General features: G+C 68.7%; 26 protein-coding genes. 7 read left to right on the top strand and 19 right to left on the bottom strand.

What is annotated here, in order from left to right:
• Positions 1 to 34 precede the first annotated feature (34 nt).
• On the top strand, positions 35 to 448 hold the full coding sequence (locus OG579_RS17515; protein ID WP_045824342.1) for a DUF6264 family protein: 414 nt from the start codon (positions 35 to 37) through the stop codon (positions 446 to 448).
• A gap of 28 nt (positions 449 to 476) precedes the next feature.
• On the opposite strand, the gene OG579_RS17510 is transcribed toward OG579_RS17515, so the two are convergent.
• Complete coding sequence (locus OG579_RS17510; protein WP_328856979.1) at positions 477 to 1,058, bottom strand: TetR/AcrR family transcriptional regulator; 582 nt, start codon at positions 1,056 to 1,058, stop codon at positions 477 to 479.
• Between the two features lie 116 nt (positions 1,059 to 1,174).
• On the opposite strand from OG579_RS17510, the gene OG579_RS17505 reads away from it, so the two are divergent.
• Positions 1,175 to 2,953: an acyl-CoA dehydrogenase gene (locus OG579_RS17505; protein ID WP_328856978.1), complete on the top strand. Its 1,779-nt coding sequence runs from the start codon at positions 1,175 to 1,177 to the stop codon at positions 2,951 to 2,953.
• A 56-nt stretch (positions 2,954 to 3,009) separates the two neighbouring features.
• Here OG579_RS17505 and OG579_RS17500 read toward each other — a convergent pair whose 3' ends face one another.
• The 4 genes from OG579_RS17500 to OG579_RS17485 all read right to left on the bottom strand — a co-directional run bounded on the left by OG579_RS17500 (position 3,010) and on the right by OG579_RS17485 (position 8,317).
• Complete coding sequence (locus OG579_RS17500; RefSeq protein ID WP_328856977.1) at positions 3,010 to 3,903, bottom strand: hypothetical protein; 894 nt, start codon at positions 3,901 to 3,903, stop codon at positions 3,010 to 3,012.
• A gap of 64 nt (positions 3,904 to 3,967) precedes the next feature.
• A complete protein-coding gene (locus OG579_RS17495; protein WP_328859284.1) occupies positions 3,968 to 4,960 on the bottom strand; it encodes a ferritin-like domain-containing protein in 993 nt (330 codons plus the stop codon).
• Between the two features lie 219 nt (positions 4,961 to 5,179).
• Positions 5,180 to 7,708 carry an ATP-dependent Clp protease ATP-binding subunit gene (locus OG579_RS17490; protein ID WP_045824347.1) on the bottom strand — a complete coding sequence of 843 codons (2,529 nt, stop codon included), beginning with the start codon at positions 7,706 to 7,708 and terminating at the stop codon, positions 5,180 to 5,182.
• 216 nt (positions 7,709 to 7,924) lie between these two features.
• The gene (locus OG579_RS17485) at positions 7,925 to 8,317 is read right to left on the bottom strand and encodes a winged helix-turn-helix transcriptional regulator (RefSeq protein WP_328856976.1); all 393 of its coding nucleotides are present in this window, start codon (positions 8,315 to 8,317) and stop codon (positions 7,925 to 7,927) included.
• Between the two features lie 127 nt (positions 8,318 to 8,444).
• Between OG579_RS17485 and OG579_RS17480 the strand changes: the two genes are divergently transcribed.
• Positions 8,445 to 9,299: an SDR family oxidoreductase gene (locus OG579_RS17480; RefSeq protein ID WP_328856975.1), complete on the top strand. Its 855-nt coding sequence runs from the start codon at positions 8,445 to 8,447 to the stop codon at positions 9,297 to 9,299.
• A 98-nt stretch (positions 9,300 to 9,397) separates the two neighbouring features.
• Here OG579_RS17480 and OG579_RS17475 read toward each other — a convergent pair whose 3' ends face one another.
• The 4 genes from OG579_RS17475 to OG579_RS17460 form a co-directional block, all read right to left on the bottom strand.
• Entirely contained in the window at positions 9,398 to 10,723 is a 1,326-nt protein-coding gene (locus tag OG579_RS17475; RefSeq protein WP_328856974.1) for a DUF222 domain-containing protein, read from the bottom strand.
• Between the two features lie 117 nt (positions 10,724 to 10,840).
• On the bottom strand, positions 10,841 to 11,371 hold the full coding sequence (locus OG579_RS17470; protein WP_328856973.1) for a hypothetical protein: 531 nt from the start codon (positions 11,369 to 11,371) through the stop codon (positions 10,841 to 10,843).
• A gap of 5 nt (positions 11,372 to 11,376) precedes the next feature.
• Entirely contained in the window at positions 11,377 to 12,264 is an 888-nt protein-coding gene (locus tag OG579_RS17465) for an alpha/beta fold hydrolase (protein WP_328856972.1), read from the bottom strand.
• Between the two features lie 7 nt (positions 12,265 to 12,271).
• Complete coding sequence (locus OG579_RS17460) at positions 12,272 to 12,751, bottom strand: anthrone oxygenase family protein (RefSeq protein WP_328856971.1); 480 nt, start codon at positions 12,749 to 12,751, stop codon at positions 12,272 to 12,274.
• Positions 12,752 to 12,823: 72 nt separating this feature from the next.
• Between OG579_RS17460 and OG579_RS17455 the strand changes: the two genes are divergently transcribed.
• Both OG579_RS17455 and OG579_RS17450 read left to right on the top strand, forming a co-directional pair.
• Positions 12,824 to 13,765: an AraC family transcriptional regulator gene (locus OG579_RS17455; protein WP_328856970.1), complete on the top strand. Its 942-nt coding sequence runs from the start codon at positions 12,824 to 12,826 to the stop codon at positions 13,763 to 13,765.
• A 53-nt stretch (positions 13,766 to 13,818) separates the two neighbouring features.
• On the top strand, positions 13,819 to 15,240 hold the full coding sequence (locus OG579_RS17450) for an acyltransferase (protein ID WP_328856969.1): 1,422 nt from the start codon (positions 13,819 to 13,821) through the stop codon (positions 15,238 to 15,240).
• Between the two features lie 10 nt (positions 15,241 to 15,250).
• Here the strand turns inward: OG579_RS17450 and OG579_RS17445 are convergent, their stop codons facing one another.
• From OG579_RS17445 to OG579_RS17425, 5 genes are all read right to left on the bottom strand, one after another.
• Positions 15,251 to 16,204, bottom strand: a complete 954-nt coding sequence (locus tag OG579_RS17445; RefSeq protein WP_328856968.1) for an SGNH/GDSL hydrolase family protein — start codon at positions 16,202 to 16,204, stop codon at positions 15,251 to 15,253.
• A 70-nt stretch (positions 16,205 to 16,274) separates the two neighbouring features.
• Positions 16,275 to 17,243, bottom strand: coding sequence for an arsenic resistance protein (locus OG579_RS17440; RefSeq protein ID WP_328859283.1), 969 nt, complete (start codon positions 17,241 to 17,243; stop codon positions 16,275 to 16,277).
• Between the two features lie 52 nt (positions 17,244 to 17,295).
• Positions 17,296 to 18,057: a VOC family protein gene (locus OG579_RS17435; RefSeq protein WP_328856967.1), complete on the bottom strand. Its 762-nt coding sequence runs from the start codon at positions 18,055 to 18,057 to the stop codon at positions 17,296 to 17,298.
• A gap of 37 nt (positions 18,058 to 18,094) precedes the next feature.
• Positions 18,095 to 19,039 carry an esterase/lipase family protein gene (locus OG579_RS17430; protein WP_328856966.1) on the bottom strand — a complete coding sequence of 315 codons (945 nt, stop codon included), beginning with the start codon at positions 19,037 to 19,039 and terminating at the stop codon, positions 18,095 to 18,097.
• Entirely contained in the window at positions 19,009 to 20,025 is a 1,017-nt protein-coding gene (locus OG579_RS17425) for an esterase/lipase family protein (protein ID WP_328856965.1), read from the bottom strand. Before OG579_RS17425 ends, OG579_RS17430 begins: the two co-directional genes overlap by 31 nt.
• A 66-nt stretch (positions 20,026 to 20,091) precedes the next feature.
• Between OG579_RS17425 and OG579_RS17420 the strand changes: the two genes are divergently transcribed.
• A complete protein-coding gene (locus tag OG579_RS17420; RefSeq protein WP_328856964.1) occupies positions 20,092 to 20,604 on the top strand; it encodes an RNA polymerase sigma factor in 513 nt (170 codons plus the stop codon).
• The gene (locus OG579_RS17415) at positions 20,601 to 21,875 is read left to right on the top strand and encodes a VOC family protein (protein WP_328856963.1); all 1,275 of its coding nucleotides are present in this window, start codon (positions 20,601 to 20,603) and stop codon (positions 21,873 to 21,875) included. Before OG579_RS17420 ends, OG579_RS17415 begins: the two co-directional genes overlap by 4 nt.
• Here OG579_RS17415 and OG579_RS17410 read toward each other — a convergent pair.
• The 5 genes from OG579_RS17410 to OG579_RS17390 are packed head-to-tail and all read right to left on the bottom strand — an operon-like array spanning position 21,872 to position 25,947.
• Complete coding sequence (locus tag OG579_RS17410) at positions 21,872 to 22,240, bottom strand: VOC family protein (RefSeq protein WP_328856962.1); 369 nt, start codon at positions 22,238 to 22,240, stop codon at positions 21,872 to 21,874. The two genes, OG579_RS17415 and OG579_RS17410, sit on opposite strands and share 4 nt — an antisense overlap.
• Positions 22,241 to 22,278: 38 nt before the next feature.
• A complete protein-coding gene (locus OG579_RS17405) occupies positions 22,279 to 22,467 on the bottom strand; it encodes a ferredoxin (RefSeq protein WP_045821780.1) in 189 nt (62 codons plus the stop codon).
• A gap of 13 nt (positions 22,468 to 22,480) precedes the next feature.
• Positions 22,481 to 23,884 (bottom strand): aldehyde dehydrogenase family protein, encoded by a 1,404-nt coding sequence (locus tag OG579_RS17400; RefSeq protein WP_328856961.1) that lies wholly within the window; start codon positions 23,882 to 23,884, stop codon positions 22,481 to 22,483.
• Between the two features lie 12 nt (positions 23,885 to 23,896).
• Positions 23,897 to 24,688 (bottom strand): coniferyl-alcohol dehydrogenase, encoded by a 792-nt coding sequence (locus OG579_RS17395; protein ID WP_328859282.1) that lies wholly within the window; start codon positions 24,686 to 24,688, stop codon positions 23,897 to 23,899.
• Positions 24,689 to 24,690: 2 nt separating this feature from the next.
• The gene (locus OG579_RS17390) at positions 24,691 to 25,947 is read right to left on the bottom strand and encodes a cytochrome P450 (protein ID WP_045821778.1); all 1,257 of its coding nucleotides are present in this window, start codon (positions 25,945 to 25,947) and stop codon (positions 24,691 to 24,693) included.
• Positions 25,948 to 25,980: the final 33 nt, after the last annotated feature.

Below are 25,980 nucleotides of genomic sequence, written 5' to 3'. Positions count from 1 at the left end.
TCGGACCCGCCGCAGGTCACCTACTGTTCCCGGCATGAGAGACGACGTCGGCTTCTTCCCGCCCCCGCCACCACCGCCCGGACCGGGGTCGTCGGCGGCGTATCCGTACCTCGCCCCGCAGCGACCGTCGCGGACCGCCGACGTGATCGTGACCTCGATCCTGCTGGTCCTGTACTGGGCCGGCTTCGCGTTCGTGGCGTTCTTCAGTCTGTTCGGGATCATGATCACCGACTCGTGCGGCTACAACGACTGCAACTACGGGAACATGAACCTCGCCTACATCCTGTTGGACGGGGTCGGCGGGCTCGTGTTGCTCGCCGCGTCGGTCGTCGCGATCGTGCTGATGGCCCGACGCCGCATCGCCTTCTGGGTGCCCCTGGCCGGCATCGCGGTCCAGTGCCTGTTGGTGGCGGCCTGGTTCGGGCTCATGGGCTCGGTCGTCCCGTGAGCCGTCGTGTCGTGTTCCCGAACGCGGGTCAGCGCACCATGCGCAGTGCGATGCGCGCGTACGCGGCACCGAGATCGACCGGGTCCCGATAGGCCCCCGACGGGAACCACCGGCACACGTCGACACACAGCGACGAGATCGCCAGCACGATCCCGTCGACGTCGTCGATGTCGAAATCGCCTGCCGCGCGGCCCGCGTGCGCGATCGCCGCGATCACACCCATCGTCTCGCGGCGGATGGCCACGATCTCGCGGTAGTGGGCCGGCGTCAGGGCTCCGAGTTCGTACTGCACCACCCGGGCAAGGCTCGAGAACTCGGCCTGCCACCGCGCGAACGCCGCGACGACGGCCTCGAGGCGCTTCGTCGGCGAGGCCGCGGGGTCGTCGGCGTCGCGCATCGCCCCCAACACGCTGCGGTGCCCCTCGAGCGCGATGTCGAAGAGCAGCTCCTCCTTGGAGTCGAAGTGCGGGTACATCGCGGTCGCACTCATGTTGAGTCGGCGGGTGATCTCGCGGGTGGACGTGCCGGCGTATCCCGACTCGGCGAAGGCGTCGATCGCCGCGCGCCGAATGCGGTCAGCGGCCCCGGCGCGACCGGCGGTGATGCTCATGGACTCTCGACTCGTCAGGGGGTGTGGCGGGCGCCGACCATTGACGATCGGCGCACCCGGAGAGCATCATAAGCGGGCGCTCATTTATTAGCGAGTGCTCATATCGAGGAGAACTCATGGCCGACCCGTTGTCCCGTCGCGACATCGACTTCCTGCTCCACGAGTGGCTCGACGTCACCGCGCTCACCGAGCGCGAGCGCTTCTCCGAGCACTCGCGCGAGACGTTCGACGACGTGTTGTCACTGAGCGCCGACATGGCGATCGAGCTGTTCGCGACGCACAACAAGAAGGGCGACCAGAACGAGCCGTACGTCGGCGAGGACGGCAAGGTCGTCCTCATCGACGAGGTGCGCACCGCATTGGCCGAGTTCACCAAGTCGGGTCTCATCGCCGGGTCGTTCGACGAGTCCGTCGGCGGTCTACAGCTCCCGTCGGTGGTGAGCAAGGCGTCGCTGGCGTGGTTCCAGGCCGCGAACCCGTCGTCGTCGACGTACCCGTTCCTCACCGTCGGCAACGCGAACCTGCTGGCCGAGTACGGCACGCCCGAGCAGATCGACACCTGGGTGCGCCCGATGGTGGAGGGTCGCTTCTACGGCACGATGTGCCTCTCGGAGCCGCAGGCCGGATCGACGCTGGCCGACATCACCACCAAGGCGGTTCCCGCCGACGACGGCAGCTGGCGACTGACCGGCACCAAGATGTGGATCTCGGCCGGCGAGCACGAGCTGAGCGAGAACATCGTCCACCTGGTGTTGGCGAAGACCCCGGGCGCGCCTGCGGGCGTGAAGGGCATCTCGCTGTTCATCGCCCCGAAGTACCTGCCCGACGGCACCCGCAACGACATCGCCCTGGTGGGTCTCAACCACAAGATGGGCAACCGCGGCACCACCAACTGCCTGCTGAACTTCGGCGACGGCACCCACTCCCCCGCCGACGAGAAGGGCGCGGTCGCCTATCTCGTGGGCGAGGAGCACCACGGACTCATGTACATGTTCCACATGATGAACGAGGCCCGCATCGGTGTCGGATTCCTCGCCACCGCAATCGGTTACGCGGGATACCTCGCCTCGCTCGAGTACGCGAAGGTGCGCACCCAGGGGCGCCCGCTCGACAACAAGGACCCCAGCTCACCCGCCATCCCCATCATCGACCACGCCGACGTCCGCCGGATGCTGTTGGCGCAGAAGTCGTACGTGGAGGGTGCTCTCGCCCTGGGGCTCTACGCCTCCAAGCTCGTCGACGAGGAGCAGACCACCGAGGGCGAGGCGGCCGAGAACGCCCACACGCTGCTCGAGGTGCTCACGCCCATCGTGAAGAGCTGGCCGTCGCAGTGGTGCCTCGAGGCCAACAGCCTGGCCATCCAGGTGCACGGCGGCTACGGCTACACCAAGGAATTCGACGTCGAGCAGTTCTACCGCGACAACCGGCTCAACCCGATCCACGAGGGCGCCCACGGCATCCACGGTCTCGACCTCCTCGGCCGCAAGGTAGTGATGAACGGCGGCAAGGGTTTACAGCTGCTCGTCGGGACCATCACCGAGACCGTCGAGCGCGGGGCCGCCGCGGGCGGGCCGGCCGCCGACTACGCGACGCAGCTCAAGGCCGCGGCCGACCGTCTTGCCGAGGTGACGGTCGCGCTGTGGTCGGCCGGCGACGTGTCGGTGTCGCTCGCGAACTCGACGGTCTACCTCGAGGCCGCCGGACACGTGGTGATCAGTTGGATCTGGCTCGAGCAGCTCCTCGCCGTCGGCGAGAAGACCGGCGATTTCTACGACGGCAAACGAGCGGCGGCGCAGTACTTCTTCCGCTACGAGCTCCCCAAGACCGGACCCCAGTTCGATCTCCTGGCCTCCCTGGATCGCACCACCCTCGACCTGGAGCCCGCCTGGCTCTGAGTTCTCGCTGGTACTGCTGACGGCTGTCGAGTGTGCTGTTCGTGCTGACTGTCGGTTCAGCCGATGCGGCGCAGCGTCGCGACCATCTGGTCGCCGATCGAGGGCGCGACCGCGCCGGCCATGCCCTGCGGCAAGGAGATCACGAACATGACCGAACCCGGTTGTCCGGGAACGGTGGTGGCCACCATGCTGTGCAGCGCGGTGGGGCCCTGGCAGGTCGACGTCTCGATGCCGGTCACCGATGCGACCACCTGGACCGCCTCGGCACCGCCGACGGTGAATCGCCGTGGCGGGCTCAGTTGTACGCGGGGAACCCGGCCCGAATCAGAGGTGTAGATGTCGGCCACCAGGGCCGACTCAGCGCGCACCGCCTGCATGATGTCGCCTGTATTCGACGCGCCCGGGAGACCGGCGTCGGCGAGCGTGCTCTTCGGGCACGTGGTGGACTCGAGCGTCGCTGCGCCGCTCATCGTGCGGATCGGGCAGAAGCCGAACGGGCCGTCGGTGCACTTCTTCTCCCAACCGATGACGGTGCCGCAGGGCTTCACGGTCCAGCTGGGCGGGACGTCGTAGGCCAGACCGCGTTTCCCGGTGACCGACTTCCAGCCGGCCGGGGTGGCCGGGCCGGCAGACGGGGTCGGGCACTGCTCACCGGCGTCGGACTCGGGTGACGACGGGTCCGCCGAGGACGACTCGGCTGCAGACGGCGGAGTGTCGCTCGGACCGGCCGGCGACGTGGTCGTGGTGGCCGCGGCCGTGGACGTGTCCTCGCCCGGACCGAACTGCTGATAGGCCACCACACCCACGGCGGCGATGACAGCGAGCAGAACCGTCAGCACGACGGTGAGGATGAGCAGCGAACGACCGCTGCCACCGCCGGAAGGTGGCGGTGGCAGCGGTGGGCCGCCATACGGCGTGCCCCGATCCCATTCGTGGTTCGGATGACTCACGTGACCGACTCCCTGCTCTCGCTTGACGTGCGTACGGTATCAAGCGCGAGCAGGGGCGATCCGGTCAGTTGGTGCCGGCGATCTCCTTGGCGATCGAGGCGAGCTGGGTCTGCGCCGCAGAGACGACACCCTGTCGATCCTTGTGTGCCTCTTCGTAGTCGACGACGAGGCGGATGTCGGACGGCTTGTCGAGTTCCTTGATCGCCGACACGGCCGAACCGACGGTGAGATCGTCGTAGCCGTCGATGGGCAGGTCGTCGGCGGTGATTGTGCCGGTGGCGACGCGCGCAGAGTGGATGGTCTCGGCGATACCGGTCGCGCCGGTCTCACGTGCGGCCTCCTCGGCGGCCTCGAGCGCCGCGTCACGTCCCGCGGTGAGCGTGACCGCAACGGTCTCCGTGGTCTCCTTCGCCGCTGACCGCAGGTTCTCGGTGGTCTCCTTCGCTGACGACCGGAGACCGCCGATCCGCTGCGGTACGCGGCTCACGGAGTCGATCACGCGGTCCGCGCCACGGGCGATGACCGATCCGGGCAGGGTGACCGCGGTGGCGAGGACGCCGCTGGCCCACTGGGTGGGTGTGCGACGCAGCGCCGCGGGGCCACCGATGGCCTCTTCGGCGAGGACGGTGGTGAGCCAGTCGACGGTCGCCGTGTGCGCGTCGATGAGCGTGTCGGCGAGGTCGACGACCGAGGGGAGGTCGTGGGCGGTGCCCAACGCCTTGACGTACTTGGCGCGCCCGAGCAGCTGCTGCTCGAGGGCGAGGTCGCCGAGAAGTGCCTCGTCGAGAGGCTGGGCCTGCTCGAGGACGGTCTTACCCAGTGCGACACCGCGTCCGACCAGGGGCCGGGTGATCTCGGGGATCCCACCGAGTTCACGGAGGACCTTCTCGATGGCGACGGCGCGGAGCTTGCCGTTCTCGGCGTTCTCGCGCAGTTCGGTGGCGACGGCTTCGGTGCGGGCCTGCACCACCCGCGTCTGGGCGATCTGGATCTCGGTGTGGGTCAGTGTCAGCAATGTGCTCAGTTGGGTACGAACCGGCGTGGTCGAGACTGCCATGGTCATGCCTCCTTCAAGTCGGTGTGAATACCTGTCTCATCCAGGACAACGTCTCGGGCGCCGATACACCACCACCTCGCGTCCGATAGTGGGCAAGGTCATCGCTCACGGCCATCAGCGGCACCTTCGGCACCACGGGCACCGACAGGGCCGCCAAACGCGACAAGGGGCGCAACCGAAACGGTTGCGCCCCTTGTCGGGTTGTCGGTCAGCCGTGAATCAGTCGGCGGCCTTCGTCAGCTCCACCGGCGACTCGGGCAGTTCGACGGGCTTCTTCTCACCCTTGAAGGTGAACTTCACGCCGTCTCCGTCGCCTTCGCCGTCCCACTCGTCGATGTCGACCAGGACGATCTGTCCGGGGGTGATCTCGTTGAAGAGGATCTTCTCCGACAGCTGATCCTCGATCTCACGCTGGATGGTGCGACGCAACGGCCGCGCACCGAGCACCGGGTCGAATCCACGCTTCGACAGCAGGCTCTTGGCCTTGTCGGTGACCTCGAGCGCCATGTCCTTGTTCTTCAGCGCACCCTCGACGCGGTTGAGCATGAGGTCGACCATCGTGATGATCTCCTCCTGGGTGAGCTGGTGGAACACGACGATGTCGTCGATGCGGTTGAGGAACTCCGGGCGGAAATGCTTCTTCAGCTCGTCGTTGACCTTCTGCTTCATCCGCTCGTAGTTCGAGCCGGTTCCGTCGCCGGAGGAGAACCCGAGGCCCACGGCCTTGGAGATGTCGGCGGTACCGAGATTCGAGGTGAAGATCAGCACGGTGTTCTTGAAGTCGACCGTGCGACCCTGACCGTCGGTGAGACGCCCGTCCTCCAACACCTGCAGCAGCGTGTTGTAGATCTCCGAGTGCGCCTTCTCGATCTCGTCGAACAGCACCACCGAGAACGGCTTGCGCCGGACCTTCTCGGTCAGCTGGCCACCCTCCTCGTATCCGACGTAGCCGGGAGGGGCACCGAACAGACGCGATGCGGTGAAGCGGTCGTGGAACTCGCCCATGTCGATCTGGATGAGCGCGTCGTCCTCGCCGAACAGGAAGTTGGCCAGCGCCTTCGAGAGCTCGGTCTTACCGACACCGGACGGGCCGGCGAAGATGAACGAGCCCGACGGACGCTTGGGGTCCTTCAGACCTGCGCGGGTACGACGGATCGCCTTCGACACGGCCTTGACCGCCTCGACCTGGCCGATGATCCGCTTGTGCAGCTCGTCCTCCATGCGGAGCAGACGCGTGGTCTCCTCCTCGGTGAGCTTGAAGACGGGGATACCGGTCCAGTTGCCCAGCACCTCGGCGATCTGCTCGTCGTCGACCTCGGCCACGACGTCCATGTCACCGCTGCGCCACTGCTTCTCACGCTCGGCGCGCTCGGTGACGAGCTGCTTCTCCTTGTCGCGCAGGTTCGCGGCCTTCTCGAAGTCCTGGGCATCGATCGCCGATTCCTTCTCCTTGCGCGCGCCGGCGATCTTGTCGTCGAACTCGCGGAGGTCCGGCGGCGCGGTCATCCGACGGATGCGCATGCGCGCGCCCGCCTCGTCGATGAGGTCGATCGCCTTGTCCGGCAGGAAGCGGTCGTTGATGTACCGGTCGGCCAGGGTTGCCGCGGCCACCAGCGCACCGTCGGTGATGGAGACGCGGTGGTGCGACTCGTACCGGTCCCGCAGACCCTTGAGGATCTCGATGGTGTGCTCCACCGAGGGCTCGCCGACCTGGACCGGCTGGAAGCGACGCTCGAGCGCGGCGTCCTTCTCGATGTACTTGCGGTACTCGTCGAGCGTGGTGGCACCGATGGTCTGCAGCTCGCCACGGGCCAGCTTCGGCTTGAGGATCGAGGCGGCGTCGATCGCGCCCTCGGCGGCACCTGCGCCGACGAGCGTGTGCAGCTCGTCGATGAACAGGATGATGTCGCCGCGGGTGTTGATCTCCTTGAGCACCTTCTTCAGGCGTTCCTCGAAGTCACCGCGGTAGCGGCTGCCGGCGACCAGCGACCCGAGGTCGAGGGTGTAGAGCTGCTTGTCCTTGAGCGTCTCGGGGACGTTGCCCGACACGATGGCCTGCGCGAGCCCCTCGACGACGGCGGTCTTGCCGACGCCGGGCTCACCGATGAGGACAGGGTTGTTCTTGGTGCGTCGCGAGAGCACCTGCATGACCCGCTCGATCTCCTTCTCGCGCCCGATGACCGGGTCGAGCTTGGCGTCGGCGGCGGCCGCGGTGAGGTTGCGACCGAACTGGTCGAGGACCAGCGAGGTCGACGGGGTGCCCGACTCGGAGCTGCGTCCGCCGGTCCCGGCCTCCTGCGGCTCCTTGCCCTGGTAACCCGAGAGCAGCTGGATGACCTGCTGGCGGACCCGGTTGAGGTCGGCGCCCAGCTTCACGAGGACCTGGGCGGCGACGCCCTCACCCTCGCGGATCAGGCCGAGCAGGATGTGCTCGGTGCCGATGTAGTTGTGGCCGAGCTGCAGCGCCTCACGCAGCGACAACTCGAGCACCTTCTTGGCGCGCGGCGTGAACGGGATGTGTCCCGAGGGCGCCTGCTGGCCCTGGCCGATGATCTCCTCGACCTGGCTGCGGACACCTTCGAGCGAGATGCCGAGCGACTCGAGGGACTTGGCGGCGACGCCCTCGCCCTCGTGGATCAGACCGAGCAGGATGTGCTCGGTGCCGATGTAGTTGTGATTGAGCATCCGCGCCTCTTCTTGGGCGAGGACGACAACCCTGCGAGCGCGGTCGGTGAACCGTTCGAACATTGTTCTCCCTTACGTACCTCGGCCGACCAGGTGTGATGCGGATACAACTCACCCGTCGGAAGCCTTGTCACCACTGTAGTGGGCGCCTGTCGGTGCCACCGGGGATGTGTCGCCGAGGGCGTGGACAGCCCCTCGGCGAAAGTGGTGTCTGCTGAATCAACGCCGCAGGTGAGGCGGGTGTTTCGGCAGGCGATACGCCGACAGCGAACTAGCGTCTCACCGATCCGGATCGGTGTCGTAGCGGTCGCGGGCGGCCATCACCTGTGGGACCGCGCCCTCGACCTGCTCGACCAGCGATCGCACCGACACCGACACCGCGCGGCCCAGGTCGGTGAGCGAGTACTCAACGCGGGGCGGGATGCTCTGCAGCACCGTGCGCGTGACGAACCCGTCGCGCTCCAGGGTCTGCAGCGTCTGCGACAGCATGCGTTCGCTGACCCCGTCGACCCGGCGCCTCAGGGCGTTGAACCGGTAGTCGCCCTCGCTCAACGCCAGCAGCGCGAGCAGACCCCAGCGGCCGGTGAGGTTCTGGAGGACGTCGCGGGATCCGCAGTTGCGCGCGAAGACATCGGCCTCGAGAGAGGCGTCGGAGACGTCGGGCGCTGACATGGAAGAGAGCATACCCCCGATCGTGGTGTGCATGCATCTATGTTTGCACTGCGGATTAGTTAGTGCTATCACTGACGTCAGCGCCGGGACGTCCGGCGATGCCACCACCAGTCGGAGAAGAGAAGTCATGACCACCTATGCGGTGACCGGAGCGACCGGTCAGCTCGGATCGTTGTCCATCGAGGCCCTCCTCGAGCGGGGTGTCGCAGCCGGCGACATCGTCGCGGTGGTGCGCGACGCGGCGAAGGCCTCGCCCCTGGCCGATCGCGGTGCCACCGTCCGCGTCGCCGACTACTCCGACCGCGCGGCGCTCACCACGGCGTTCGCCGGGGTCGACCGCCTGCTGTTCGTCTCCGGATCCGAGGTGGGGTCGCGCATCGCGCAGCACACCACGGTCGTCGAGGCCGCCGTGGCCGCGAAGGTCGGGCTGGTGGCGTACACGAGCGTGCTCAAGGCGGACACGAGTGGACTGCAGCTGGCGCATGAGCACATCGCCACGGAGAAGGTCCTCGCCGACAGCGGTCTCGCCCACATCCTGCTGCGCAACGGCTGGTACTCGGAGAACTACACCGCGTCGCTGCAGCCGACGCTCGAGGGCGGCGTGCTCTACGGAGCAGCCGGTGACGGCAAGGTCGCGCCGGCGACCCGGGCCGACTATGCGGGCGCGAGTGCCGCCGCGTTGATCGCCGGCGAGCCCAAGGTCTACGAACTCGGCGGTTCCGAGCACCTCACCTACGCCGACATCGCCGCGGTGCTGGCCGAGGTGTCGGGGAAACCCGTTCGCTACCAGGATCTCCCGGAGGCCGACTACGCCGCGGCCCTCACCTCGGCGGGGGTACCCGAACCGATGCCGGCGGTCCTCGCCGATTCCGACGCCGGTATCGCCCGGGGCGACCTCGACACGTCGTCGACCGATCTCGCCGATCTCCTCGGCCGTCCCAGCACACCGTTCATCGAGGTCATCCGGGCCGCGCTGAGCTGACCCTTTCGGCGCCCGCCGGACCCCTTCGAACCCGCGTCGGGAGTCTCGTGGTGATGAGTTGTTCGCGCAGCGAGTCGTGTGGCACTCGGGCAACCACGTCAGGCGGCGTCGAGCAGGGCGCGCAGTTGCCGTTCGACGTGGCTGAGGATCGGATCGTGGTGACCCGGGGGCGCCGGCGCTTGGGAGACGTGGGCGTGCCCGGTGGGTGTGGTGACGGTCGCGGTGTGCCGGGTGGTGTCGGTGTGGTCGGCGGTGGTCATTCGCCAGCCGGGGTTCTGTTTGGCGCGGTTGTGGGCCAGACACATCCCGCCACCATTGGCCGCTGAGGTGGCGCCGCCGTTCGCGTAGGGATCGGCATGGTCGTATTCGGCGATCGGGGCGTCGCAGTACGGGATCCCACACGATTGATCGCGGAAATCGAAGAACTGCTTGAGCCCGGCAGGGAACAGTCTCGCGGTGGACTCCATCGCCACCAAGGCCCCGCTCGACGGAGCCTTGAAGATCCGCCGCAACGTGGTGGCCGCATCGGCGTCGAGGCTGGTGGCCACCATCGCCCGCGCGGTGTCGGCGGGTATCGGTCCGTACCCGGTGACGTGCGCTGCCGCATCGCCGTTTCCGAGGAGCAACTCGTCGGACATCACGACGTTCACCGCCACCGGCAAGGCATCGACCGTCGCGGCACCGGTGACCCGCTCGACGAGAGCATCGGCCATCACCTGCGCGTGCGTGCGGTCATCGGCACCGACGGTGGCGTCGGCGTGCCTTTTCAAGGCCGCGTACACCGAGATCCCCGACACCAGCGGCAGCAACGCCGACAGGCGCACCATCCCGTCGGGCGCGGGTCGGGTCGACACGCGGCGGTCTTTCGCTGCCTGGGCGTGCCGGTCCACCACGGCCTGCGGGTCGAGTTCGTAGGCGAGGCGTTTCACCTCGGCGTCCAACGCCCGGTCGCCGACACCCTCCAACGCCGACACGTCAGCGCAAAGACGACGGTCGATCTCGGCGCGGTCGTGTGGGGTGAGGTGTGCGGTCTCGCGGACCAGGATCGTCGCCCGCCACTCGGTGAGCGCGCCTGAGGCCAATGCGGCGCGTGTATGCGGCATCTCGCGCATCAGTGCCCGCGCGAACCCGAGATGCCGACCACCGGCGGACCCCGATGCCTTACGTGCCAACGCCACCTCGGCGGCCAACCCGCGCCCCTGTCGCGCAACGGGCACACCCGCTGCGGACTCGGCCTCACGGCGAAGTTCTTCCAGTCGCATCGTCTCGACCGCCTGCGCCGCAGCGCATCCCGCCTTGATCGCCTCGAGAACGGCGATGCGATCGATCGATTCTGTCTCGTCACCGGCAGCGGGGAGATCAGACAGCGAGGACAGGAAGGATTGCAGCGCAGCTGTTGTCGCTTCCCCATCCCCGTCGCTCATGTGTTCGATACTACCCGCCGCCACCGACAACGACCACAGACGCCCGACATCTGTGGACAAGCGAAAGAATTCGAATACCCGTTGTCCACAGGCACTTCCGAAAACTCCGATCGATACTCAGGCCCAATGACGACGGAGGTCAGACATCGACAGCGCCACGGCAAGGCTCACGTCACTGCCCGCGAAACGCGCGGCGAGGTCATCCGTCCACGACACCCCCACGGCCACCGCCGAGACATCTGCATTCAGCAAGGACAACGACCGGGCCATGTCGGGTAACGAACCACCCCCGATCGCAGCATCTTTCACCATCGCCACACGACAGCCGGCGATGTCGGTGCCGACGGTTCGCGTGATGACACGTTCACCGTGCATGCGGCGACCGACCGCCCACGGCAACCCGGTGTGCAGAGCCAGGGCCGCGGCGACGGCGATCCCACCGACTTCGACACCGACGAGAACCTCGATGTCATCGGGCAACTGATCCGCCAGCAACGCCGCCACGCCGCGAAGGGTGACGGGGTCGGCGTGGATCGAGTACTTGTCGACGGAGCCGATATCGCCCTCCAGGGCGGCAGGGAGGTCGAGGGCGGCGTTGACCCTCCGCGCCATATCGGAGCGGAGGGTCTCCGCCTTGCCTGACGACATCTCACTCACAGCAAGACGCGCACCGCATCGGCGAAGAGGCTGGGCAGTTCCTGGGGTGGGTTGTGTCCGCAGTCGAGGCGGCGGACGTCGCGGAGGTCGGTGAAATGCGCGGCGTGGTCGCGAGAGGCGGCGGAGAGGGCCTCGATGGGATCCTCGGTGGCCTCGACGACGACGGTCGGTACGTCGATCGTTCCGAGACGGGCGATCTCGGCCTCGGTGGCGTCGTAGGCGGGGTCACCGTCGACGAGGCCATAGCGATGGCGGTAGGAGTGCACCACGACCTCGACGAAGTCGGGGTTGTCGAAAGCCTCAGCAGATGAGGCGAATTCGGAGTCGCCGAACCGCCACGTCGGCGACCATTCGGTCCACAGGAGCTGCGCGATCTCCGACCGGTACTCGGCGAGCCCTGCCCGACCGCGTTCGGAGTGCAGGTAGTACTGGTACCAGGCGCGGCGCTCGAGAGCCGGCGGCGCCGGGGTCGTCGCGGCGGTCGCGATGTCCTGGACGTTGTAGCCGCCGACCGTGATGAGACCCGACACCGACTCGGGCCACAGCAGCGACACCAGACATGCGGCGCGTCCTCCCCAGTCGTAGCCCGCGACCAGCGGCCGCTCCAGCTCGAGGGCGCCGATGAGGTCGTGCAGATCGTGCGCCAGCGCCGCCTGCTGACCCGAGCGGACGACGTCCGGCGACACGAACCGCGTGGGGCCGTATCCCCGCAGGTAGGGCACCACGACATCGGCGCCGACGTCGGTGAGGCGTTCGATGACATCGTCGAAGCTGCGCGGGCTGTACGGGAAGCCATGGGCGAGAACGACTGCGCGGCCTCCGGGGGCACCGTGTCGTTCGTAGGCGACATCGAGGACACCGGCCCTGATCTGTTCGGTGGGCATGACCCCACTATGCCCGGCCGGCCACCAGTCCTGTTGCGAGCACGACGAACCCCGCGGTGTGGAGCACCGCACGCACGATGTTCCACCGCACCCAGGCCGTCTCGAAGGCCGCACGTGCACTGTCCGCGTCGATGCCGGACGCCGCCGCCAACCGGTCGTTGAGGGGGATGTTCGCCGCGATGGTGATGATCAGCCCCGCGAGATAGAGCACCGCCGCGGCGATCGCCCAGGGCCCGATCGACTGCCCACGACTCAGCCACGCCGCCGCCGCGGCGACCACCAGTCCCCCGAAGAAGAGCAGCAGGAACACCGGGTTGACGATCGCGACGTTGATCTTCTGCATCGCCGTCACCAGTGTGCGGTCGTCGGTGCGATGCAGACCGGGCATGACCGCGTAGGCGAAGGCGCAGAACAGGCCGGCGACGAGCCCGGAGGTCGTGACGCCGAGGACGAGGAGTGCGTCGGTGACGCGTGCTGAGGTGGCCATGGCATCGATTCCACCCGACCCGGATGGCACAGAACATGGTCAGACGAGCCGTGAACATGTTCAATCGTCCTCATGGACTCGATGTCGGGGCTGCTGGACGGCCCTCGTGCCCAGAGCGCGTTCCTGCTGCGGGTGGTGATGACCTCGCCGTGGGCGCTGCGGGTGCGCGACGAGGCGCCCCTGACGGTCGTGGTGATGACCACCGGCGCGGTGACCATCACCTACGACGACGGGACACGACTCCAGGCAGCAGCCGGCGACATCGTGATCCTGCGTGGACCGGACCCGTACGTGTTCGCGGACACCGACCGCGCCGACATCACCGCGGTCATCCATCCCGACGGCGTCTGCCGTACCGAGAACGGCGCCACCCTGCCCGACCACATGTCCCTGGGTGTCCGGACGTGGGGAAATGCACAACCCGGGCACCACCCCGACGCCGAGATGCTCATCGGCATCTACGCCGTGGAGGGCGAGGTCAGCGCGCGGCTGCTCGGTGCGGTCGACCGCGCGACGGTGATCCCGGGCGCCGACAACCCGCTGACCGCGGTCCTCGACGCCGAGATGGGCCGCGAGGCACCCGGCCAGGAGGCGGTGCTCAACCGGCTGCTCGACCTCGTGTTGGTGACGGGTCTGCGATCGTGGTTCGACCGGCCCGACGCACCGACCCCGCGGTGGTACGCCGCGCAGTCCGATCCTGTTGTAGGAGTGGCGTTACGACTGGTCCATCACAACGTCGCTCACCCGTGGACGGTCACGACACTCGCCGCCGCGGCCGGGATGTCGCGGTCGGCGTTCTCGCGCCGGTTCACCGAGCTCGTCGGGACGGCACCCATGACCTATGTGACGCAGTGGCGACTCACGCTGGCCGCCGATCTGTTCGCCGACCCCGCGCGGACGCTCGAGTCGGTGGCACACGAGATCGGTTACGGGAGCGCGTTCGCGCTGAGCGCCGCGTTCACCAGGCACCGGGGCGTCAGTCCCCGCGAATTCCGGCGGCACCTGCGCCCCTGAGGCGTGGCTCGGCAGGGCATACACAGGAACGCGCAGTATCGTCTCGGTTCATCATGGCTTCTCCCACTGACGTCCCGTCGGGTCGCACATCCCCCGACGCGGACCCGACGACCGCCGCTGACCCCGCGGAACCGGTGGAGGTCGCGGCACCGCCGGTCACGCGGGACAAGCATCTCCACCAGATCGACCTGGTCCGGCTGGTCACCTTCGGTGGCGTCATCCTCGACCACGTCATGCTCGGCGTCGCGGCACCGGCCAACGTCGCGGCCGGAGCCATCGAGACGCTGCTCCGCTACACCCGGTACGGCTTCTTCGCGCTCACCGGCTTCGTGCTGACCTACCAGTACCGCAACCGCGAACTGAACGTGTGGCCGTTCTGGCGTCGGCGCTACAAGCTGATCGGTCTGCCGTTCCTGGTGTGGAGCCTCCTGTACTGGCTCTACGGTCACTACCTCGGGGGCGGGCTCACCGGGATCGCCGACACCGTGGCATCGCTGGACGCGGCCCGGCTGGCGGCCAAGAGCCTCGTCTACGACCTCATCACCGGTAGCGCCTGGTACCACCTGTACTTCCTGTCGGTGAGCATGCAGATCTACGCGATCTTCCCGGCGCTGCTGTGGGTGATGCGCAAGACCTGGGGCTACCACCGCTATTTGCTGGTTGCGAGCTTCGCGTTCCACTCGGTTCTGCTCTACCTGATGGTGCGACCGCAGCACGGTTTCCTGGTCGAGGGACCCGTCGGTGTGCTGTGGCGGCACCTCGAGATCACCCTGCTCCCCTACCAGTTCTTCATCCTCTCGGGCGCTCTCGCCGCGATGCACTTCGAGGCGTTCAGCCGATTCGCGAAGCGGTTCCGGTGGGCGGTGCTCGGCGTCGGCGCGATCGTCATCGCGGCCACGCTGATCTACTTCCTGGAGCTGATCGACCGCGGCGAGTCGATGTTCCGCGCGACCAACGTGTTCATGCTGCACAACACGTTCGCCTACATCGCGATCATCGCGATGCTCTATTGCATCGGCACCATCTGGCAGGAACGACGCCGGGCAGGGTCGATCGCGGCGCGGTTCATGCGCACCGCCGCCGACCGCTCGTTCGGCATCTATCTCGCCCACGCGGTGGCGTTGAGCGTGGTGCAGCCGACGGTGCTCGAGGACATCCATGCACCCACGGGCCTCGAGATCGTGCTGGCCTACGCCGCGGTCGTCGCGATGACGATCGCCATCGTCGAGGTGTTGCGTCGCAGTCCGATCAGCCTCATCACCACCGGGCGCAGCACCCTCGACTGGCGCACCCAGACGCCGGCCAAATCACTGCCGGTGGGCGTGCTGACGATGGCCGCGGGCCTCGCCGTGCACTACACCTTCTCGCCGCTGGCGGGGTCGGCCCTGTTCGGGACCGGCCTGCTGCTCACGGCGTCGTCGGCGTGGGTGCTGCTCAAGCAGCGCCGCTCGGACGACATCCCTGCGGCGGCCTGACCGCGATCGGTCAACTCGGCATCGTGGCGCGACGGAGCCCCGAGGTCTCGAGCGCGTCGAGAACCAGCGAGGCCATCGCCTCGCGTCCCTCGGCGTTCGGGTGGTACGGCAGGGGCAGGCGGAAGCCGTACACCCAGGGCGACGCCGAACACGCCGTGTGATCGGCGCCGGCGGCCGCGGCGTTGACGAGGGTCGCACCCGACGCCTCCGCAGCGGCACGCGTCGTCGCGGTCAGGGCGGCGAAGGTGTCGGCGGTCTGGCGCGCCTGCAGCGGGTCGAGGGGGATCACCGGGCAGGTCGTCGCCTGCGCGTCGAGCACCGGCAGATAATCGACGATCATGATCACCGCGCGCGGGGCACGGGCCCGCACGGCGTCGACCAGTCGGATTATCGACGCGCGCAGGCGGTCGTAGTCGCCGGGCGTCGGTGGTGGCGCCGGCCGTCCGGGCCGACACCTCTTGCCGTCGAGCTTGACCGGCTCGGCCAGCGCGTTCGTGCAGCTGATCTCGGTGAGACGTCCGATGTAGCGCAGGTCGTTGCCGCCGGTGGTGATGGTGACCAGCTCGGTGTCGGGGTGCACGGCGTCGATCTGCGGCTCCGACGCACGGCCGGGCTGCGCTCGATCGAGGATGTCGGGGATGGTCGAACCGGAGCACGTCACGTCGGTCAGGTCGGCGCGCCAATCGGCGGCGACCCGGTGCGGGTAGTCGTCGCGGCTGCGCAGGCAGCGGGCGTCGATCAGGTCGCCGACATCGGGTCCCGCGGCGTAGGAGCTTCCCAGGGCGACGTAGCGCAGCGGGCCCTCGGCGGTGACGCTGCGCGGCATCGGTGACATCGCCTCGTCGTCGGTCGTCGAATCCGACGTCGACCATCCGACCGCGGTCGCCACCAGCGCGGCCACCCCCACGATCGCCGTCAGCGAGGCCGCTGTGCGCAGCCAGCGCCGTCGCGTTCCCGGACCCACGTCGATGTCTCCTCCCCTTCTCCCGCACCCGGATGACCGGGCGTCCACATCACGAACGCGGAACATCTTCTCATGCGCCGATGACGGCAGCGTGCTTCGCCGAGCCGCCGATCAGCAGGGGGACGATCCGCACGTAGATCACCATCCCGAGCAGTTCCACGAGTGTCTGGGTGACCACGACCGCAGGCGTCAGATCGAGGTCGGCCGGCAACGCGACGGCGAGCGGCAGGACCACCAGCGAGTTGCGGGTCGCTCCCGAGAACACCAGCGCACGGCTCGCGGCCACGTCGTATCGGGCGATCCGGGCGACACCGGCGCCGAGGAACGGCATCACGACCAGGAAGGCGACGAACAGCAGCGCCGCAGGCACCAGCGACGACCACCGGTCGGCGACGGCATCGATCTGCGAGACGACCACGACCGCGAGGGTGACCATCATGATCGGCACCATCGCCGCCGCCACCGCCGATGTGACGACCCGACCCGCCCGCCGGCTGCGGGCGACCGACTGGGTGATGCCGGCGAGCACCAGCGGCACCACGATGAGCAGCACGAACGCCTCGGCGAACGGGGCGATGTCGATCACGTCGACGATGTCGGACCCGACGAAGGCCCAGAGGTACAGCGGCAACAGCAACAGCTGGAGCAGCATCAGCAGCGGTGCCGCGGCGAGCAGACGGTCGGACGCGCCGCCGGCCAGCCCGCTGAAGACGATGACGTAGTCGATGCACGGCGTGAGCAACACCAGCAGCGCGCCGATCAGGACCGGTCGGTCGTCGGCCACCACGCGGGTCAGCGCGAACACGACCGCGGGCACCACCACGAAGTTGAGGACGACCACCCCGAGCAGGAAGCGGCCGTCGCGGACCGCGGCGCCGATCCGTCCGAACGGGACGGCGAGAAACGTGGCGTAGAGCAGGACGATCAGCACCGGTGTCACGGCGTGACCCGCCACCGGGCCGACGCCGGGGACGGCCAGGCCCACCACCGCGCCGCAGGCGAGTGCGGCGAGATAGAGCGGGATCTGGAACCGCTCCATCGCTGCGACCGTCACGGACGCCGAGGATAGCGAGCGCGGGGTCGACCTCCGCTCAGTGCAGCATCGACACCACGTTGCCGGAAGGGTCGGCGAACCACACGATGTCGGGGCCCATGCCCACCTGCCGACCGCGCATGATGCCTTTGTCGTCGCACGGCATGCCCGGGTAGCGCAGGATGGCGACACCGCGGCCCACGAGATCGTCGACGGCGGAATCGATGTCGGCCACCGGGATGTTCAGCACGGTGTGCGAGGCGGGACGGTGATCGTCGCTCGGGTACACCAGCACGCGTGTGCGGCGGTCGAGGTGCAGCGTCAGCATCCCGGAGTCCGATCGCGCCACACGGAGCCCGAGGACGTCGCCGTAGAACACCGCGGCCGCGTCGACGTCGCGGACGGCGAACCCGCTGAAGGGCGTCATCGACGCCTCCTGCGCGTCGCGCACCATGGCCTCGCTCAGCGCGATGATCTGGACGAGATTGCCGTCGGGGTCGGTCGCGGTCCCGAACCAGCTGCCGCTCCGGTCCTCGACGGGGGCGAGCCACCCGTGGCCGAGCTCGTCGACGCGGGCCGCCGTCGCGTGGATGTCATCGACCTCGAGATTGAGGATGAGGCGCGCGGGTTCGCGCGCCGGGCCGGTGACGTCGTCGCGGGCGTCGATCATCAGGTAGAAGCCGTCCAGATCGACCACGTCATATCCGGGCTCGTCCCCGACGTGCTCGACGGCGGCGTCGAACACCGACGCGTACCAGTCACGGAGTCGGGCGGGGTCGTCGCTGGAGAGCAGTGCGCTGGAGATCGTTGCTGTGGCCATACCGGTACTGACTCGGCGGGCGGGCCGAACTCATCGGTCAACCGGGCAGGCCCGGGGCCACCGGCACGCACGGGACCGGCACCGGGTGGGCGGGATCGAGTGCGGTGCGCACGAGGGCCGCGGTCCGCGGGGACGACACCAGCGACAGATGGTCGGAGTGGTCGGCGGCGCAGGTGTCCTGCACCACGATGTTGGTGGTGCGCGGTCCGGGGACGAAGCCGTCGGTCCAGGGCTCCACGATGCCGTCGAAGCGGGTCATGATGTTGGTGTAGGTGACCCCCGGCGCGTACGGGGTGCCGCCGGCGTTGATCTGTCGCATGAACGGGCTGCCGTACTGCTCCTCGGCGCACTCCGGGCACGGCAGGACCGTCTTCGGATTCAGTCCCAGTGCGCGCGTTGCCGATTCGAGATGCAGGTAGGGCGTCTGGTCCTGACCCTTCCAGTACGGGGCGAGCGAGACGTACCGGTTCACGAACTGCGCGCCACCGAGGTACCGCACGTACCACTCGGGCATGAGCGTTCCCTCGGAGTGACCGACGAGGTCGACTTTCGCCGCACCGGTGGCCGACCGCACCCTGTCGACGAACGAGGCGAGCTGCCGCGCGCTGGGGATCATGCTGGTGAGCCCGCCCAACTGGTTCAGCGGATAGGGCGTGCCCGGCAGCGCTCCGTAGGTCAGCGCGAACACGCAATATCCGGCGTTGTGCAGCACCGGCCCGAGCGTCGCCCAGTTGGTCTGGCGGTTGCCGCCGGTGCCGTGCACCAGGATCACCGGTTCGGGGTGCGCCGCAGTCGGCCGACAGCCGAAGTCGTTGGTACCGGGCAACGAGCCGCCGGGGTTCGCGAGTTCCGCGCGGGCACCGGCGAAGAAGTCGTAGGTGACCGGGAGCGGGGCGGCGGTCGCCGGTGTGGCGACGCCTGCGAGGGCGGTCAGCAGGGTCGCGAGAGCGGTCAGCCGAAGAACGGCGGGACGAACACGCATGGCACCTCCTCGGTGTGGTCGGGATCGAGTGCGTTGAGGACGTGTCGCGCCGACCGGGGCGACCCGCATATGCCGAGATGGTCGCAGAAATCCTGGGTGCAGTTGCTCTGGACCACGATGTTGGTGACGTCCTGGTCGTCGGCCGTCGCCGGCAGCTGGCCGCTGGTGTACGGGCGGACGAACTCGTCGAAGCGCGTCGAGATGTTGGTGTAGCGGATCCCCGGGACGTAGGGCCCGCCGTCGGCGTTCATGTGGGCCAGGAAGGCCGACCCGATCGTCATCTGCGACACCGCGCGGCACGGCAACACCTTGAGCGGCTCGATGCCCAGACGCAGGTCGACCGTGTGCAGCAGACCGGCCCCGAAGGCACTCGTGCCCTCCCACAGCGGTGCGAGTGACACATACCTGTCGATCTTGTCGGCCCCGCCGAGGAACTTCGCGTAGTGGTTCGGCACGAGCGTGCCCTGCGAGTGACCGACGATGTCGACCTTGTCGGCACCGGTCGAGGCCAGCACCCGGTCGATGAAGTCACCGAGTTCGGCGGCGCTGTCCTCCATCGCCGTCATCCCACCCATCGCCGACAGCGGCCACGGCAGATGGGGTAGCGCGCCGTAGGTGAGGGTGAACACCGCATAGCGCTCGGCGGTGAGCAGGGGGACATAGGTGCCCCAGTTGGTCTGGCCGCCCCCGCCGGTGCCGTGGACGAGGATCACCGGGTTCGGGTGGGCGGGGTCGACGGGGTCGTCCCACCGGTTCGCTCCCGGCAGCGCGCCGCCGGGGTTGGCGATCTCGGGGCCGATGCCCGAGAAGAAGTTGTAGGCGATCTTCTGCCGCTCGTGGGCGCTGTTCGGCGGCGCCGGGTTGTCGATCTCCTGATCGGGGGCCAGCACGCCGACGTCGTCGGTGGAACGCGTGAGCAGCCCGCCGACCCGCAGTGGGATGGTCATCGCGTCGCCGAGCAGTCGGATCAACGGACCGTGCGCCACGCGGCCCAGGTTACGGGTCGCCTCTGATTCCGCCGGATTTCCGCGCCGCCCGACGACTATGGGGATGTGAGTGTCGGATCGGGCGCGGGCGCGCTCCTCGAGATCTACGACGACGCGGTGCCGGTCGTCTACGGATACCTCCTGCGGCGGTGTCGTGACACCGCCGTGGCCGAGGACCTCACCTCGGAGACGTTCCTCGCCGCGATGGACGCCGCCCGACGGGGTGCGATGCCCTCGGCGGGCACCGCGTGGTTGGTCGGCGTCGCCCGCCACAAGCTCGCCGATCACTGGCGTCGCGCCGCGCGGACCGCGACACCGGTCGCCGACGTACCCGAGACCGTCCACGACGGCTGGGACGCCGAACTCGATCGTCTGGTCGCCGAACACGTGCTCGCCCGCCTCACGCCGCTGCACCGGGCGGTGCTCACCCTGCGCTACGTCGACGACCTGACGGTCGCCGACTGCGCCGAGCACCTGGGCCGGACCGTGTCGGCGACCGAGGCCCTGCTGACCCGCGCGAAGCGCGACTTCCGCGCCCACTATCCGGGCGCCCCGACCGCGAGAGGAGGCGTGTCGTGACCACCCATTTCGAGGGCCGTGATCCGTTCGCCGTCCTGCGCGCCGGCGACACACCGCTCGACCCGTCGACGGACTTCCGCCGCCGGTTGCGAAGCCGCCTCGAACAGGGCGCCGCCCTCCCGGAAGGAATCGACATGTCCATCACCCTCGACGAGACCCCCTCGGCCACAGCCGGTTCCCCTGTCGTGGAGCGACCGGGCGCGCTGCCGTACCTCACCGTCGGCGACGGACGTGCCGCGATCGAGTGGTACACCGGCGTCCTCGGTGGTCGCCTGCGCGGAAAGCCGATCACGATGGACGACGGGTCGGTGGGCCACGCCGAGATCGAGATCGGCGGTGGCGTGGTGTATCTCGCCGAGACCTCCCCCGATCTCGGGTTGGCCGCGCCGGCGCCGGGAGCGGTGTCGGTGAGCCTGATGCTCGCGGTGCCCGACACCGATCGGGCGGTCGCCGCGGCCCGGGCGGGTGGGGCGACGGTGCAGCGGGAACCCTACGAGGGCCACGGATCCCGCACCGGGGCGATCATCGACCCGTTCGGACATCGGTGGATGCTCACGGGCCCGACACGATCGCAGGCCGTCTCGCGGGCGCGCCGCGGCGACCTGATCTACCCGTCGCTGTGCGTGCCCGACGTCGAGGCCGCGGTGCGCTTCTACGGGTCGGTGCTCGGCTGGCGGTACGACCCCGAGACCCGTCAGGTCACGAATCTGGGTCACCGGCTCGGTATCTCGAGCCTGGGTGACGTGCGCACCGTGTTCTGCGTGTACGCCGTCGACGATCTCGACACCGCCCGTGCGGCGATCGTCGCGGCCGGGGGCCGTGATGTCACCGAGCCCGGCGGGCACCCCGGGTCGCTCGACGCCGTCGACGATCAGGGCACCCGGTTCGCGGTGTACGTCCCCGACGTCGACGAGCCGCGGGGCGCGCTGCACCCGTCGGGACACGGCGAGCTCACCTACCTCACCGTCGAGACCCCCGACAGCGGTGTGCTCCGCGATTTCTACGGGTCGGTCCTCGGGTGGGAGTTCACCGCGGGTCGCATCGACGACGGCTGGGAGGTCGACGACGCCCGACCGCAGATCGGGATCGCGGGAGGTGCACGGACGCACGCGGCCGTCGCGATGTGGGCGGTCGACGACATCGACGGTGCCGTCGCCCGCGTCCGACAGGCCGGTGGCGAGGTGATCTCGGAACCCGAACGGATGCCGTACGCGACCGTCGCGGAATGCCGCGACGATCAGGGCTTGCGGTTCTACCTGGGGCAGTACTAGTCGGGTTCGATCAACCCGATCACGTTGCCCTCGGGATCCACCGCGTCGCAGTGCGTGGCCCCACGGAACGACCACTGGGTCGACGCGGGCTCGACCGTGCCGCCGGCGGCGGTGATGCGCTCGCGTGCCGTGACGAGGGAGTCCACCTCGACGGTCAGCTTGATCGCCGTCTCGCTGCGACGCGCGGCGGGCACGGCGGATGGTGTCGCATCAGCTGAACGGACGAGCGTGACGAGACCCGCCGACGACGCCATACCGCGGTAGCCCTCGCCGTGGTCGACGTCGGTCCAGCCCAGGCAGTCGGCGTAGAACCGCTGCATACCGTCCAGATCGGACACGTAGATCACCGCGCCGGCGAGGTTCATGTCGGCAGGATACGAGACCGCGCCGCCGCGGTGGCGGATCACTCGATCAACGTCAACGCCTGGGTGGGGCATTCGCTGATCGCCCGGCGCACGCTGTCGACGTTCGCCTCGACAGCGGCGTCGTCGACCTGCACCTCGCCGGAATCCGCGAGCTCGAACACCGCCGGCGCCGCCATCTCGCAGTTGCCCGACGCACAGCAGATGTCCCGATCGACCGTCACGTGCACGACCGTTCCCCTCTCAGAGCATCCGGCGCAGCAGCTTGACCGCGCGGTCGCTGTACGGCGGATAGATGAGCGACAGATCGGGTTTCGTCGGCTTGGCCAGCACCGCCTTGCGGTGACTGAGCGCCTCGAAACCCCATCGGCCGTGGTAGGCGCCCATGCCGCTCGCGCCGACACCGCCGAACGGGAGACTGGGGATCAGGCAGTGCATCGCGATGTGGTTGACCACCGCGCCACCCGACGGGATGGCGTCGATCATCTTCTGCCCCAGCGCCTTCGACGACGTGAAGACGTAGCTCGCGAGCGGCTTCGGGCGTGCGTTGACGAAGGCGATCGCAGCGTCGGGTGAGTCGACGGTGAGGATCGGCAGGATGGGCCCGAAGATCTCGTTCTCCATCACGGCGTCGTCGGGGTCGGGGTCGACGACCACGGTCGGCTCGATGCGGAGGTTCTCGCGGTCGACGCCGCCACCGAGCGCGATGCGACCCGTCGTGGCGTCGAGATAGGCCGACAGCCGGTCGAATTGGCGGGCGTTGACGATCTTGACCGTCGGCTCGGTCTTGTCGGCACGGAACTCGGCGATGGTGTCGCCGATCTTGCGTACCAGCTCGTCGACCACCGATCGGTCGGCCAGCACGTAGTCGGGCGCGATGCAGGTCTGGCCGGAGTTCAGCAGCTTGGTCCAGGCGATCCGACGTGCGGTGACGCCGAGGTCGGCGTCGGCGGCGACGTAGACGGGGCTCTTGCCGCCGAGTTCGAGGGTCACCGGGGTGAGCGTGGGGGCCGCGGCGGCCATGATCTTCTTGCCGACCTCGGTGCCACCGGTGAACACGGCGTGGTCGAAGCCCATGGCGAGGAGGTCCTGTGTGGTCGACGCATCACCCTCGATCACCCGGAAGGCCTTCGTGTCGAGGTACTGCGGCACGATGCGCGCCAGCAGCTCTGACGACGCGGGCGCCATCTCCGAGGGCTTGAGCACCGCACAGTTGCCGGCCGCGATCGCCGCGACCAGGGGGCCGAGGGTGAGGTACACGGGGTAGTTCCACGGGCCGATCACGAGCACCACGCCGAGCGGCTCGTACTGCACCCAGCCCCTCGCGGGCAGCTGCGCCAGGGGCAGCGACTGCTTCTGTCGCTTCATCCACTTCTTCAGATTCTTGCGGGCGTAGGTGGCCTCGCCCTTGGTCGAGGCGATGTCGCCGAGCCACGCGTCGAACCCGGCGCGACCGAGGTCGGCGTCCAGCGCGGCGACGATGTCGGATTCACACTCGTCGAGCATCCGCTCGAGGGCTTCCAACTGCCCTGTGCGCCAAGCGATGTCTCGGGTCACCCCGGAGGCGTGGTACCGGCGTAGCTCGGAGAGCACCGTCGGGTCGACCGGCTCGACGACGGGTGTGGTGGGGAGGGTGGGTGCAGCCATGGTGGGTCCTTCTCAGATCTCGGGTGCCGGTACGACGCCGGTCAGGATGCCCCCGCTGAGACCGCCGTCGACGACCAACCCGTGGCCGTTGATCCAGCGTGCGGAGTCGGTGACCAGGAAGATGATCGCGTCGGCGATGTCGTCGGGCTGGGCGTGTCGGCCCAGCAGACCCCGGACGCCGTCGAGATTATCTTTGCCCATCGACTCCTCGAAGTCGGGCAGAATCGGCGTTTCCACAGGTCCGGGCAGCACCGCATTGATGCGCAGCCCCATCTCCACCAGGGCCAACGACATCGACATCGCGTAGACCGTGGCGACCTCCTTCGAGAAGTTGTAGGCGTTGCCCTCCTGCGGGTGGTCCTTGAACCAGGCGGCACCCTCGTCGAAGGTGTCGGTGGCCAGCAGGTCGCGCACGGCCTCGAGGCGCAGCGGCCAGTTCGACCCGGCGATCGACGAGACCACCACGATGGAGCCGCCCGACCGCAGACGCTCGAACATCGCCTCGGTGAGGTGCCGCACCGCGAGTGCGTTCACCGCGAGGACGAGGTCACCCGGTGCGGTGCCGGGGATGCCCGCGACGTTGATCAGACCGTCGAACTCGCCGTCGAGCTGTTCGACCGCGGCGTCGATGCTGCGCGGGTTCGCGAGATCGACCTCGATGTGCGAGGTGACCGCCGCGGTGGGGGTGTTGCGGTCGAGGCTGTGCACGAGCGCGCCCGCGTCGAGGAGCTTGGTGGCCACCACGTGACCGATGCCCGATGCCGTCCCGGTGACGACGAAACTCTTTCCGGCCAGGTCGATCACGATCACTTCTCCAGGGTGTAGGGCAGGGATCGGACGGCGTGGACGAAGTTGCCCACGAGGTACTCGGGGTCGCCGAGGGTGAGCCCGGGTGCACGGGACAGCAACTGGCCGAACAGTTCTCGCAGCTGCGTCTTCGCGAGGAAGGCACCCATGCAGTAGTGCGGTCCACCACCGCCGAACCCGAGATGCGGGTTGGGCGACCGTGTGAGGTCGAACGAGTCCGGGGAGTCGAAGACCTCGTCGTCGCGGTTGCCCGAGGGGTAGAGCAGCAGCAGCCACTCGCCGGCCTTGATCTGCTGCCCTCCGAGTTCGGTGTCGACGACGGCGGTGCGCCGGAACGTCATCACCGGCGTCGCGTACCGCACGAACTCCTCGAGCGCGGTGGCGGCGGTGCCCTCGAAGTCGTCGGCGAGCAGTGCACGTTGGTCCGGATTGTCCTGCAGCGCACGGGCCACGAGGCTGATGGTGTTGCGGGTGGTGTCGTTGCCGGCGACCGACAGGAGCACGAAGAACGCCGCGATCTCCTCGTCGGTGAGGTGCTCGCCGTCGACCTCGGCCTCCACCAGGTTGGTCATCAGGTCGTCGCGGGGATCGGCGCGGCGCGCCTCGGCGAGATCGAGGGCCAGTCCGAGGAGGGCGACCAGCGACTCGTTGAGGACCTCGCCGGGTTCGCGGCCCGCGGCGACGTCGGGATCGTTCCACGAGACCATGCCGTCGGCGTGGTGCGCGGCCTCCTCGCGGTGCTCGGCGGGCAGGCCCATCATCTCGTAGATGGTCCACATGGGCAGTCGCTTGGACACCTGGGCCACGAAGTCACCCGAGTCGGTGGCCAGGAGATCGTCGACGATGGTGCGGGCCTGGTTCTCGATCTGCTCGGTGATCGCCGCGACACGACGAGGGGTGAACGCCGCACTCACCAGCCGCCGCAGCAGCGAATGCCGCTTGCCGTCCATGGCGAGGAACGACATCGCCGCCTCGAGCATCTCCTCGGGCACCTCCTCGACCATCACGCCCTGTCCAGAGGTGAACAGTTCGGGGTGCTTGGACACGTAGGCGATGTCGGCGTGACGCGCGACCGCCCAGATACCCGGCTGCTCGGGTGGGATGAGCGCACCCTCGACCGGCGGATGCCAGCTCACGGGCGCCTCGGCCCGCAGGCGGGCGAAGGTCGCCTCGCGGTCGGCGGCGGTGCCGGCCCAGAACGACAGCGGCGAGATGGTGTCGGGATGGAAGGTGCGATCGGCGGTGGGTGCGCTCATGGTGGTCTCCCGGTGGTGGGGTCGGACGGAGGT

This window comes from Williamsia herbipolensis, from assembly GCF_036153515.1.
Taxonomy (GTDB): domain Bacteria; phylum Actinomycetota; class Actinomycetes; order Mycobacteriales; family Mycobacteriaceae; genus Williamsia_A; species Williamsia_A herbipolensis.
The sequence above is the reverse complement of the archived record's forward strand: the minus strand, read 5'-3'. Positions and strand labels throughout refer to the sequence as shown.